The sequence below is a fragment of the Leptobacterium meishanense genome (assembly GCF_037645805.1).
GTDB lineage: Bacteria > Bacteroidota > Bacteroidia > Flavobacteriales > Flavobacteriaceae > Leptobacterium_A > Leptobacterium_A meishanense.
The window spans coordinates 119,160-131,682 of the sequence record NZ_JBBEXE010000003.1 but is presented as its reverse complement, the minus strand read 5'-3'; the positions used below and the strand labels follow the sequence as shown (position 1 = coordinate 131,682).

General features: G+C 36.4%; 12 protein-coding genes. 5 read left to right on the top strand and 7 right to left on the bottom strand.

Annotation, left to right across the window (positions count from 1 at the left end):
• The first annotated feature begins 10 nt into the window (after window positions 1-10).
• A complete protein-coding gene (locus WBG21_RS04765; RefSeq protein ID WP_340075350.1) occupies window positions 11-1,030 on the top strand; it encodes a Kelch repeat-containing protein in 1,020 nt (339 codons plus the stop codon).
• A 65-nt stretch (window positions 1,031-1,095) separates the two neighbouring features.
• Here the strand turns inward: WBG21_RS04765 and fabD are convergent, their stop codons facing one another.
• The 4 genes from fabD to WBG21_RS04745 are packed head-to-tail and all read right to left on the bottom strand — an operon-like array spanning window position 1,096 to window position 5,302.
• Complete coding sequence (gene fabD, locus WBG21_RS04760) at window positions 1,096-1,983, bottom strand: ACP S-malonyltransferase (RefSeq protein WP_340075348.1); 888 nt, start codon at window positions 1,981-1,983, stop codon at window positions 1,096-1,098.
• Between the two features lie 49 nt (window positions 1,984-2,032).
• Entirely contained in the window at window positions 2,033-2,557 is a 525-nt protein-coding gene (locus WBG21_RS04755) for a gamma carbonic anhydrase family protein (protein ID WP_340075346.1), read from the bottom strand.
• Between the two features lie 57 nt (window positions 2,558-2,614).
• On the bottom strand, window positions 2,615-3,346 hold the full coding sequence (locus WBG21_RS04750) for a LytR/AlgR family response regulator transcription factor (RefSeq protein WP_340075344.1): 732 nt from the start codon (window positions 3,344-3,346) through the stop codon (window positions 2,615-2,617).
• Window positions 3,347-3,349: 3 nt separating this feature from the next.
• On the bottom strand, window positions 3,350-5,302 hold the full coding sequence (locus WBG21_RS04745) for a histidine kinase (protein WP_340075342.1): 1,953 nt from the start codon (window positions 5,300-5,302) through the stop codon (window positions 3,350-3,352).
• A 228-nt stretch (window positions 5,303-5,530) separates the two neighbouring features.
• Between WBG21_RS04745 and WBG21_RS04740 the strand changes: the two genes are divergently transcribed.
• On the top strand, window positions 5,531-6,688 hold the full coding sequence (locus WBG21_RS04740; protein WP_340075340.1) for a vWA domain-containing protein: 1,158 nt from the start codon (window positions 5,531-5,533) through the stop codon (window positions 6,686-6,688).
• An 86-nt stretch (window positions 6,689-6,774) separates the two neighbouring features.
• On the opposite strand, the gene WBG21_RS04735 is transcribed toward WBG21_RS04740, so the two are convergent.
• Window positions 6,775-7,773 carry a PorP/SprF family type IX secretion system membrane protein gene (locus WBG21_RS04735; RefSeq protein ID WP_340075338.1) on the bottom strand — a complete coding sequence of 333 codons (999 nt, stop codon included), beginning with the start codon at window positions 7,771-7,773 and terminating at the stop codon, window positions 6,775-6,777.
• Window positions 7,774-7,886: 113 nt separating this feature from the next.
• Here WBG21_RS04735 and WBG21_RS04730 point away from each other — a divergent pair, with 113 nt between their 5' ends.
• The 3 genes from WBG21_RS04730 (at window position 7,887) to WBG21_RS04720 (ending at window position 11,310) form a co-directional block, all read left to right on the top strand.
• A complete protein-coding gene (locus tag WBG21_RS04730; RefSeq protein WP_340075336.1) occupies window positions 7,887-8,792 on the top strand; it encodes a NifU family protein in 906 nt (301 codons plus the stop codon).
• Window positions 8,793-8,891: 99 nt separating this feature from the next.
• Entirely contained in the window at window positions 8,892-10,925 is a 2,034-nt protein-coding gene (locus WBG21_RS04725; RefSeq protein WP_340075334.1) for a thioredoxin domain-containing protein, read from the top strand.
• A 7-nt stretch (window positions 10,926-10,932) separates the two neighbouring features.
• Window positions 10,933-11,310 (top strand): DUF1304 domain-containing protein, encoded by a 378-nt coding sequence (locus tag WBG21_RS04720; RefSeq protein ID WP_340075332.1) that lies wholly within the window; start codon window positions 10,933-10,935, stop codon window positions 11,308-11,310.
• Between the two features lie 4 nt (window positions 11,311-11,314).
• Here WBG21_RS04720 and WBG21_RS04715 read toward each other — a convergent pair whose 3' ends face one another.
• Window positions 11,315-11,797, bottom strand: a complete 483-nt coding sequence (locus tag WBG21_RS04715) for a hypothetical protein (protein WP_340075330.1) — start codon at window positions 11,795-11,797, stop codon at window positions 11,315-11,317.
• A gap of 37 nt (window positions 11,798-11,834) precedes the next feature.
• Window positions 11,835-12,506 carry a tRNA (adenosine(37)-N6)-threonylcarbamoyltransferase complex dimerization subunit type 1 TsaB gene (gene tsaB / locus WBG21_RS04710; RefSeq protein ID WP_340075328.1) on the bottom strand — a complete coding sequence of 224 codons (672 nt, stop codon included), beginning with the start codon at window positions 12,504-12,506 and terminating at the stop codon, window positions 11,835-11,837.
• Window positions 12,507-12,523 lie beyond the last annotated feature (17 nt).

Here is a 12,523-nt window from a genome sequence, read left to right as displayed (position 1 = left end):
ACATAAAAAAATGCGCTTATCTATTCTAATTCTTGCTTTTTTATTTTTTTCAATTTTATATTCACAAGAAAAGCTTTCTGTAAGAAACGCCCATGCCATGGCATACAATTCAAAAACAGGGCAAACCTTCCTTTTTGGTGGGGCCAGTGAAAAAGAAGTTCTAAATGATTTCTGGGTTTTTGAAAATAATGCCTGGGGCGAAATACCTGCTTCTAACAATCCATCTCCCCGTACTTTCCCCGGAATGGTTTATGATAGTGGCAATGACCGGATGCTCCTTTTTGGAGGAAACAGTGTGTTGTTTGGGAAGGGTGATGGAACACCAACACTCCTTAACGATATTTGGGAATACAAAAACACGCAATGGACACAATTAACTCCTTCCTCAGCACCTTCTCCGAGATCAGAAGCTGCTATGGTATACGATCCAAACAACAATAGTGTATTACTTTTTGGAGGTTATAAAATTGTTGAAGGAAACTATATAAAGTTAGGTGACACATGGGAGTTTAAGAATAACGAATGGCGTCTTGTATCTGAAGAAGGCCCTTCTGCCCGTAACGGTGCTGTCATGGTGTATGATAAGAAGAATAAAAATGTTTTGTTATTTGGAGGAAGTAACGTAAACAGGGATTCCCGATATGGTGAAGGTACCGGCGAAACTTGGTTTTGGAATGGGGAAAAATGGAGTAAATATGAGATGAAACAGCCTTATAATGTGTTTAATGCTGCCATGGCCTATGACACTCATAAAAAATGTATGGTCCGTTTTGGGGGGTGGATTGGAAAAACCCGTATAAATGGCACTTTTCTATTAAAAGACAATGAATGGAAGGAATTAAAGTTGGATACTGCACCACAAGCACGTAACCATAGTGATATGGTATACGATGCCAAAAACAAACGTTTCATCCTTTACGGAGGGCATGATGGGGAAAACATCTTTGGCGATACCTGGGAATTTAAAAACAATACATGGAGATTGTTATCTGAAACGCCTGTATTGAAGAGAGTGCCAAATAATCATTAAAAATTAAGACCTCACAGGTTTTGAAAACCTATGAGGTCTTTAGTATCCTATTAACCCAATTACCTTCAATCAGGCATAACAGCAGAGGCTACCTCAGCATTCCTGTCTATTTTTTTTACTAGTCCCTGCAATACTTTTCCCGGCCCGACTTCTGTAAACAGAGCAGCACCATCTTTAATCATATGCTGTACACTTTGTGTCCATTTTACAGGAGCCGTTAGTTGAGCTATCAAGTTCTTTTTAATCTCATCTGGGCTTGTTACTGCTGTGGTAGTTACATTTTGGTACACAGGGCATACAGGCACATTAAAGTTTGTGTTTTCAATTGCATTGGCGAGTTCTTCCCTGGCAGGTTCCATTAATGGGGAATGAAACGCTCCTCCTACGGGAAGTACCAAAGCTCTTCTCGCCCCTGCGGTTTTCAGTGCTTCACAGGCTGCATTCACAGCAGTTATCTCTCCTGAAATCACCAATTGTCCGGGGCAATTATAGTTGGCTGCCACCACAATTCCGGAGGTATCTGCACATATTTTTTCAACAACTTCGTCTTCTAACCCTAAAACGGCCGCCATGGTACTGGGTTGTAACTCACATGCTTTTTGCATGGCCAAAGCCCGGCGGGAAACCAAGGTAAGGCCATCCTTAAAATTCAATGTGCCATTGGCTACCAAAGCGGAAAACTCTCCTAGTGAATGTCCTGCTACCATATCAGGTTTAAATTCATCACCCAACACTTTACTTAAAATTACTGAGTGTAAAAATATGGCTGGTTGCGTTACTTTAGTTTCTTTCAAATCTTCTGCAGTCCCTTCAAACATAACATCCGTAATGGAAAAACCTAAAATATCATTCGCTTGTTCAAAGAGTTCTTGGGCTAAAGGTGATTTTTCGTAAAGTTCTAACCCCATCCCTGAAAATTGGGCACCCTGTCCTGGAAATATATATGCTTTCATTTATCACTTTATTTTGATGCGCAAAAATAGGAATTATTTATATGACGGGTTATTGTTCTTTTTCTTCCTTAAACCAGCCTGAATACTTTATGTAATTATTTGCAATCCGGTCAATCTCTCCCGAAATAAGTTCCTGGCTTATGTCTTTTACTTTTTTGGCTGGAACCCCAGCATAAATGCTCCCTGCTTCCACTCTCGTATTTTGGGTGACTACGGCACCGGCAGCAATAATACTGTTACTTTCTACCACACAGTCATCCATAATAATGCTCCCCATCCCAATAAGTACATTGTCGTGGATTGTGCAACCATGAACAATAGCATTATGCCCTACGGAGACATTGTTCCCAATATTGGTAGGTGATTTTTGATAGGTACAATGGACTACCGCACCATCTTGTATATTTACTTTGTCGCCTATTTTTATAGAATGGACATCGCCCCGGACTACAGCATTGAACCATATACTGCACTGGTTGCCCATTACTACATCTCCTACCACTACAGCGTTTTCTGCAATAAAACAGTCTTCTCCAAATCGGGGGGCTTTTCCATTTATCTTTTTTATGATCATTTGTTTTTTTGAGGTTTATTAGTTTAGACGTATAAGGGTTTAGAAGGTCAAAAGCTTTTATTCAAAATAAGACAGTAATGTTCCTTTTTTGGCAGATGAAACAGACAGTTCTTTTCCATTGGTCAAAACTACACTCCCTCCTTTTCCTTTTTTATATTTTATGATTTTATTTACGTTGACCAAATAGGATTTGTGAATTCGGACGAAAGGGAACCTCTGTAATGCTTCTTCAAAATATTTGAGAGTTTTGCTAACTACCAACTTCTGCTTTTCAAGGTATATTTCGGTATAATTGTCATCTGCCTTGCAAAAGAAAATATCCGTTACCTGAAGTACTTCAAAACCATCTAGCTGAGGGATTGTTATCTTTCCGTTTACGCTATCTGTTTTGGGTACTGCTATCTTTTCTTGAAGGGTATTTTCCTTTTGTTTTATCTCCACTACATAATCTACTGCTTTAATGAGTTCATCAATAGAAATTGGTTTCATTAAATAATAAGAAGCATGGTTGTTGAGCGCATCTTTTGCATAATGGTCATAGGCCGTTACAAAAATGGTTTCAAAAGTACGGTCGCCCACTTTGTCTAGCAGATCAAAAGCATTCCCGAAAGGCATTTCTACATCCAGAAAAACCAAATCAAGATCATTGTTCCTAATCAATACCAGTGCTTCTTCAATGTTTGAGGCTTCTCCAAGTACGGTTACATTTGGGCAGTATTTGGCAATATAATTGCCCAGTATTTCCCTACTCACTGCTTCGTCTTCTACGATAATGGCATTTAAGTTCATCTACTATTTTCTTAATGTCAGAATTACTCTGGTACCAGTCCCATCCTCAAAAACATCTTCTATCCTAACCGACACTTTATTTTTATACATATCATTTAAAATGGCTATCCGTTTTTTGATATTCCCCATTCCTTTTGATTGTTGTTTTTTTTGGTTTTTTGTTTTTAATTCAGTTGATTTTTTTCTTCCAATACCGTCATCTTCAATGATTACTCTTATTTCTTCAGGGTTTGACTGCGAAAAGTGTATTTTTAGATTTCCTTTACTTTCTTTATATCGTAAACCATGCCATATAGCATTTTCTATATAAGGTTGTAACAACATAGGAGGGATTTGAAATGATGCAATAGCAACATTTGCATCAATTTGAATATCATAATCAAACTTATCCATAAAACGGGAATGTTCCAGCTTGGTATAGAGTTTTAACAGTTCTATCTCTTTAGCTAAAGGGATAAAATCTTCTTCGGAATTTTCTAAAACCGATCGCATCAAGGCAGAAAATTCACTTAGGTACCTGTTGGCACTACGCTCATCATTTTTTGCAATAAAGTTATTTACTGAATTGAGCGCATTAAAAATAAAGTGCGGATTCATCTGAGAACGCAACGACTTTAATGAAAGCAGGTTATTAGTAAGTTTTTGTTGCCGGTTACTTCTGTAAAACAGTATGATGACCGATAATAACAATAATAACCCTAAAATAAGTGCATAAATAATGAATTGTTGCCGTTTGTTGCTTTCTGAAATTAAAGCACGTTCTTTTATTGCTAATTCGTATTTGCTTTCTGAAAGTTCCCTGTCCTTTTCTAAACTGGCTATCCGGTTTTGATTCAATGCAACATTCCGGCTAAACTGGGAAGCTTTTGTTATTTCTTCTTCTTTCTTGATATATAATTCATCTACCAACTGAACATAATTTTGATAACTTGCTAAAGCTTTATCATAATTTCCTACTGTCCTATATATTTCAGAGAGTTGCCTGGTAGCATCTTTTTGAACTACCAAATCTTCTTCATCATCTGCTTCAGCGATACTTTCTTCCAGATAAGGAATGGCCTCTTCATATTTGTTTTGTGCTATATAAGCCCCTGCTATTTTATAGTTTATACGTTGTGGCGTAATGGTATCTTCTTCCGGAGAAACACTTGCAGGGGCAGGAGCTGTTTCTCTTTTTAACTTTTTAGCATCTTCTAATGCCGACTGCCGTATAGCTATTTCTTTATCATATAAATTTCTATTTTTATAAAAATCAGCCACACGCTCCTTTTCTTCAATAGCACGTCTTGGGTTTTGTTTGCTTGCTAACTGGAGTGAATTATCATATAAGTTTTGTGCTTGATCTAAGTCGTTCCGTTTTGCATAAGCAGCTGCTAACTTTGAGTTAAGATCAATTGTTTTTGGAGTTATCAAATTATCCTGCGCTATTCTAAGGGCTTGTTCATAATTACTAATAGCCTTACCAATATCGTTCTCACTTCTATAGACATCTCCCAAACCTTCATACAGTAATACGCTTTGATATGCCGATAAGCTGTTATCGTTTATCAGTTCTTGATAGATAGCGAGGCTCTTCTTATTTTGTTTATTCAAATAATAAGCATTCCCTAATTTTATTTTTATTTCAGGTGCTGATTGCTCATGTAGTGCAATTTCATAATTGGCAATAGCCAAATCATATTGTTTCCAATAGGTATAAATATCTCCTAAGGTTGTGTATGAAACAGCTGTTTTAGGGCTATTTTTTTGCCGGCCCAGTACCGTCAATGATTTTTCTATAAAGCCAATGCTTTGTGCGATGTCTTTCTTTTTATAAAAATTGGCTGAATCTATGAATTGTTTGTGTGCCTCCTGAGAAGGTTCTCTTACCCCCGATTTATTTGAAACAGGGCTTGCCTCTTGGGAAAACACCCAAAAAGGAATAAATAAAAATGCTATGTAAACTCCTTTTTTCAAAACCGAGGTAATTCAATAATTATGGTTAAACTTACGTACTTTCTATGATATTAGAAAACACGTAAAACTTATACTTTCTCTAAATCATAGATTTTATTGTTCCTTTTTTCTACATTACTCATTAAAAGGTCTGTTTCCCTAATAGAAAAGTATCATTCCCTCATTCTAGATTTTTTTCAAAAAAACTCGGAGCTACTTTTATACCATTAACATAAAAAACACTACATCATGAAAGCATTAAAAACACTCATTAGCATAGTCGCACTAACTCTATGTTATACTATCACCTCAGGATTTGATATTGTTTCAAAAAATGAAGCGGCCTCATTTGAAAATTTTGAAAAGCCAAAAAAGAAATATATCAAAGTTGCTTTACTGCTTGACACCAGCAATAGTATGGACGGATTGATCAACCAAGCAAAAGCAAAGTTGTGGGACATTATCAATGAACTGTCGTATGCCCGCCACAAAGGACAGGCCCCCAATCTAGAAATCGCTTTATATGAATACGGAAATGATAATTTATCTTCTCAAGAAGGATATATCCGGCAAGTGATTGGTTTTACCAATGACCTTGATGATATTTCTGAAAAGCTTTTCTCACTAACCACAAATGGCGGAAGTGAATTTTGCGGACATGTTATCCAAACATCATTAAATCAACTTGAATGGGGAGACAATCCAGATGATTTAAAATTAATTTTTATTGCGGGGAACGAGCCTTTTACACAAGGAACTGTAGATTATAGAAATGCAACTGCAAATGCTAAAGAAAAAGATGTAGTGGTGAACACCATTTTTTGTGGAAACCACAATTTAGGAATTAATGGAGAATGGAAAAATGGGGCAATATTGACCGACGGTGATTACATGTCGATTGACCACAATGAAGAAATTGTACAAATTGTTACTCCTTATGATGATTTAATTTTACAACTCAACATCAAACTAAACAACACTTACATTCCTTATGGAAATAGAGGGTATGAAAAAATGAAAATACAAGCTACACAAGATGCCAATGCAGCTTCTGTAAATGAAGAGGTACAATTAAAAAGAACTGTGAGTAAAAGCTCCGGGCTATATAAAAACACCACATGGGATCTAGTAGATGCTGCCGCAGAGAAAGATTTCAGTTATGATGATCTGGAAAAAAAGGATTTGCCAGAACCGTTAAAAGAAAAATCTACTTATGAAATCAAAAAATATGTAGCACAGAAAGCCGGTGAGCGTTCTAATATCCAAAAAGAGATACAAGCCTTGAATGCTAAAAGGAAGAAATATATTGCTGAAGAGAAAAAGAATGTAACATCCAAGGGGTTGGAAAATGCTATGATAAAAGCATTAAAAAGCCAAGCTTCTAAAAAAGACTATATCTGGCAATAAATAAAAATGCTCAAAAAAAGTCATTTCGGATCTCAATAGTTGTCGGGATTCGAAATGACTTCTATTTTTATTTTAAAAACGCTCCTCTAGTAATTCACCGCTGGACATGTACAATCATACGGCCGTTTTCCTGCTCCTAAGAAATTATAGCCCAATGTAAGTTGATGAAATCCGCCATTATCAATCCGGATATCCCCTGTTTGATAAGAATACGTATATGCAAACACAAAGTTCTTATAATCTACGCCCAATATCGGAGTGATAAGTTGTAATTTTTGATCGGAAAAACTCCCTCCTGCAACAGGTTGCGCACCATCAAAACTTCTTCGGTATGAAAGTCCTCCCCATAACCTCCCAAAGCCAACATCTTTATATACTTTTGCATTAACATCAATAGTTTTTTCATTGGTAAACTCCGTTGCCTGAAAAAGAAGAGAAGGTTCATACCACCATCCGTTATTACCTCCTCCAAAAAGATACCCTACAGATAGTATATACCTTCTAAGATTGTCGAATTCTTGAGCCGTATATAAATCCCTTCCCGTTCCCAATGCATTATGAACTGTAAAGTGTGCATAGAATTCCAGAAAGTTATAGGACATCCCAAAATCTACATTAAAATAACTAACGCTTGTCTCTGCTCCGGTGATAATGGGATCAGGAATGGGAGATACAAAATCACGTTCATCCAAACGGCTTTGTAATACGCCCGCCGATATTCCGAAAGATAATTGGTTGATATCAACTATGTTTCTTGATAAAAGAATATGATGTGCATAGGTGATCTTTCCTCCTGTTTGTGAATGGAACCCATTTTCATCATTAAATAAAATAACACCTATACCGCTCCTATACCCTAACCGAACATGTGCGTTCAGTGTCTGTAAAACAGGTGCCTGTTCTACATCAAACCATTGTTTTCTGGCAGTGGCCCGAACCTTACCGCCTTGCCCTACTCCCGCCATTGCAGGGTGAATAAGGTAATAGTTGTCCGATAAATAATCAAAGTATACAGGAAGTCCCTCTTGTGCAGGTGCACAATGTCCAATAATAAAGAGTATAATAACGACAGCTTGTTTTCTCATTGGTAATTTGGGGGCAATTATATGAGGTTATTTATTGTATCATACCTCTTATAACTTCAAATATATTAATAATCTTGCCTTTGTTTTTCTATTTTTGTAAAAAAATTGCGAAAATGGAGAGAATTACTATAAAAATACAACCCACAAACAATCCGGCTATCATCAAATTTCAGGCTGATACTTTTCTCGTTAATCATAAAAGCTATGAGTTTAACAATATAGATGATGCAAAAAACGCCCCGCTAGCACAACAACTGTTTTATTTACCTTTTGTGAAGACCGTATTGATTTCAGGGAATTTTATTGCTATAGAACGCTATGATATTGTAACTTGGGAAGATGTCCAAAATGAAGTGGCTGAACAAATTGAAAACTACTTAAATAGTGGGCAACCACTTGTAAATGAAGCTCCTGATACCACAAAAAAAACAGCTGTTACTATTTATGCCGAAAGCACCCCAAACCCTGCTGTCATGAAGTTTGTAGCAAATAGGCTGCTGATACCTTCCCCTCATGAATTTAAAAATATTGATGAAGCCAAAGAAGCTCCTTTAGCCCAGGCATTATTTAATTTTCCGTTTGTGAAAGAAGTTTTTATTGATGAAAATTATATCGCTGTTGCTAAATATGATATTGCGGATTGGAATGATATTACCATGGAACTTCGTGAGTTCATCAGAAACCATATAACCGAAGGCAATGAGATTGTTTCTGAAAACAGTGTTTCAAAAACAACCGGTAAGCGTGAAACAGCTAAAAAAAATACCGAAGATTTTGATGATACATCCAAAGAGATTATTAGTATCTTGGATGAGTATGTAAAACCTGCTGTAGCCAGTGATGGTGGGAATATCTTATTTGAATCATATGATGAGGAAAGCAAAACCGTTAAAGTGATCCTCCAAGGTGCATGTAGTGGTTGCCCGTCTTCTACCTTTACCTTAAAGAACGGGATTGAAACCATGCTCAAAAATATGCTGCATGATAAAGTAAATGAGGTAGTAGCTGTCAACGGATAAACTACATTCCTGTATAATAACGAATTCAATATGAAGAAGGTGTTTTTTCATATTATTATTGCAATATTCTTTAGTAGCTGCATAAATAAATCACAAGAAATGAAGCCTGAATTCACGAACTCCCTTATCCACGAAACCAGTCCATATTTATTACAACATGCATACAATCCGGTAGATTGGTTGCCTTGGGGGGAAGAAGCCCTTCATAAAGCAAAAAGTGAAAATAAACCCCTTCTTATCAGTATTGGTTATGCCGCCTGTCATTGGTGCCATGTGATGGAAAAAGAAAGTTTTGAAGATGAAGAAGTGGCAAAACTCATGAATGAGTACTTTATCAATGTTAAAGTAGACCGAGAAGAACGGCCTGATGTTGACCAAATATACATGGATGCCGTTCAATTGATGACCAATGGTGGTGGGTGGCCCTTAAATGTAGTGGCTATGCCCGATGGGCGGCCTTTTTGGGGAGGTACTTATTTCCCGAAAGAAGATTGGATGAATTCCTTAAAACAACTTTCCCTTATTTACAAAGAGTCCCCTGAAAAAGTGATTACCTATGCAGATAACCTTCAAAAAGGGATCGAAGGGCTTCATGCGGTCATTCCACCTGCAGAAAAAACAGGATTTTCCAATTCAGAACTAAAAACAGCTGTAGAAAACTGGTCAAAATACTTCGATTACAAAAATGGTGGTATTACCCGGGTTCCAAAATTCATGATGCCTGTAAACCTCCAGTTTTTGTTACGCCATGCTACTGCCCAGAAAGATGCTGCACTTTTAGCATACGTAGAGACCACACTTACTAAAATTGCTTATGGTGGTGTATATGATCACATTGGAGGTGGTTTTGCACGTTATGCTGTAGATAAAAAATGGCATGTCCCTCACTTTGAAAAGATGTTGTACGACAATGCGCAGTTGGTAAGCCTCTACAGCAATGCCTATGCTGCGACTAAAAATGAGCTGTATAAAAAAGTGGTTATTGAAACCCTTGCTTTTGTAGAGCGTGAGCTTATGAGCGGTGAATTTGCTTTTTATTCTTCTTTGGATGCCGATAGCTACAATGAAAAAAACGAACTGGAAGAGGGTGCTTTTTATGTATGGAATAAAGAAACCCTACAGAAGCTGATCAAAGATGATTATGAAGTTTTTAGTAACTACTACAATATTAATGACTATGGGTATTGGGAACATAATAACTATGTATTGATACGGGACCAAACGGACGAGGAATTGGCAAAAAAACATCAAACAACCCCTGAAAGGCTTCGTCAAATTATTGAAAAAAGCAAAAAGGTCCTTTTTAAAGAACGTGAAAAACGCTCCCAGCCCCGGTTGGATGATAAATCATTGACCTCTTGGAACGCTTTAATGCTAAAAGCATATGTAGATGCTTATAAAATATTTGGGGACGACCACTATTTGGACATTGCCATTAAAAATGCCCATTTTCTGCTACAAAAACAGCTTAGGGAAGATGGCGGCCTCAACCACAATTACAAAAAGGGAAAAAGTACTATCAATGGGTACTTAGAAGATTATGCCACATTAGCCGATGCGTATATTGCGCTTTATGAGGTTACTTTAGATGATACATGGCTACACACCTCAAAAAGTTTCGTGAATTATTGTTTTGACCATTTTTTTGATGATACCTCTAAATTATTTTACTTCACTTCTAATGAAGATGATATTATTGTGGTACGGGGAATCGAAAAGGCAGATAATGTGATCCCTGCATCCAATTCCATTATGGGGAAAGTATTATTCAAACTTTCACATTATTATGATAACAAAAAATATAAGGAAACTGCCGAACAAATGCTTCATCCTATCAGAGGAGAATTTTTGAGTTACGGATCCAGTTATGCCAACTGGATGAACCTGATGCTAGATTTTACAAACCCATTCTACGAAGTTGCTGTAGTGGGTGAAAATGCAAAAGATAAAATTGACTGTCTGAATCAATATTATCTTCCTAACAAAATCATAGCAGGAAGCACAAAACCTTCTAAAATGTCATTGTTGAGAGATCGATACACTACTAATAAAACATTTATGTATGTTTGTGTAAATAACAGTTGTAAATTGCCTGTCACCGAAGTATCAGAGGCACTCAAGTTAATGGATTAAACCATACATGAAAATACTAGCACTTATTTTTGTAAGCATTGTAGCCTTAGAACATCTTTATTTTTTAATCCTGGAAATGTTTTTGTGGGACAAGCCCTATGGCATGAAAGCCTTTGGTCTGAAAAAAGATTATGCTAATAGCACTAAAGTATTGGCTGCCAATCAAGGGCTTTACAATGGTTTTTTGGCTGCCGGACTCATTTGGTCGTTGGTGGAAAGCAATGAGGTTTTCTCTTTTTATTTAAAATTGTTTTTTCTTTCTTGTGTTATTATCGCTGGGGTTTTTGGAGCTTTTTCAACCCAAAAAATAAAGCTGTTTTATGTGCAGGCAGTTCCTGCTATTATTGCTTTGGGGTTAACTCTATTAATTAAAGTAAATATTTAATTCTTTATCTACTATTAAAAATATAATTATACTCATTTGAAGTAATTATACTATCTCCATACCCTAAGTCTTTTCTTAATAAACCTATATACTCAGCAATATCAACAGGTGTTGGTTTTCCAGAGAAAAAAAAGGGATATTTTTTCAAAATTTTATTGTCATCAACATATAAATTCAACTTTGCATAACAAGAATTAATTTCTACTTCATTTGGTGTGTCCATGTAAGGGATTCTTTTTTCAGGAGCCCCTGGGCCACTCCATTTTGTTGATGCTAAGTTTCGGCTAATTAAAATTATCACCTCAAAAAAAACTTCTCTTTTCGAATTTAAATAATTTTCTCTTCTTAATACTTGCTCAGCCGTTAAAGGTTCATGATCCTTCAGTTTCTTTTCAAATTTATAATTCACCCACTTTCCTAATATGACACTTACAATTCCCAAAAGAACTACATCAATTATTACTCTATCCCAAAATTCACTTATCATAGACATCTATATTTAATTAATTTATAACAAAAATTGATCATAATTTACTCCCCGGAATAAAATCTTTTAGGTAATACGGTTCAAAATAGGCTACGTCTTCAAAGTCCCCTTTTTGGTATTTTTGAAAAGCAAGAGTTGCCATTTCCTTTGCAGAAGGAACAAACTTTTCATCAGTAAACATGGCATTTGGATGTTGTATAAGTGGTTTGCATTTTTCAGCACCACTTCCTATAAAATATACTTTGTCCTGATTTAAAAACTTGTGAAAAGATGCTTCTTCAATAATCTCAGCTTTTGTTTCACGGACTTTTTTATGACCGGCATCAAAAACTGCAGCATATACTTCCATTCTTCGAGCATCTAACATAGGTACAATAAAGCCCTTATCTATTTGTAATTGCATGCTCAATGCTTTTAGGGTTGAAACAGCTATCAATGGTTTATCTAGTGCAAAGCACAACCCTTTTGCGGCAGAGACCCCTATCCTAAGCCCTGTGTAAGAGCCAGGGCCTTTACTAACCGCAATGGCGTCTAGGTGATTAAATGACAAAGAAGCCTCGGTCAAGGCTTCTTTTATAAATTTATGTAAGTTCTCTGAGTGTGAATAACCGACAGTATCTTCTTCTTTCAGTACAATAATTTGTCCCTTTTCAGATATGCTTACGGAACAGTTTGTAGAAGATGTCTCTAAGTTTAGTATTACAGCCATGTGACTGCAAATATACT